At 63.6% G+C, this 214-nt stretch carries 1 pseudogene; it reads left to right on the top strand.

The window, feature by feature from the left end:
• A pseudogene (locus ACERY3_RS25520) lies at nt 1–207 on the top strand (hypothetical protein); the annotation flags it as partial.
• Between the last annotated feature and the right edge of the window lie 7 nt (nt 208–214).

The following is a 214-nucleotide window of genomic DNA, read 5'->3' as shown; positions in this document are numbered from 1 at the left end:
GTGGCTGAAGGGGTGGACACCTCCGCGCAGCGCGACTGGCTGAAATCACCTGGCGTGAAGTGGCTGCAGGGATACCTTTACTCCCGCCCCCTGCCGTTAACAGATTTTCTGGACTGGCTGCAGAGGGGCTGTCCGCAGGGCGGTGACCCGTCACGGCACACAGCACACCCTGAGCACGCCGACCCCACCGGAAACGGTACCGGGTAATCAACAC

It is taken from the genome of Enterobacter cloacae complex sp. ESBL7, assembly GCF_041679625.1.
In the GTDB taxonomy this organism is placed as follows: Bacteria; Pseudomonadota; Gammaproteobacteria; order Enterobacterales; family Enterobacteriaceae; genus Enterobacter; species Enterobacter asburiae_B.
This window is presented reverse-complemented; position numbering and strand designations above follow the sequence as displayed.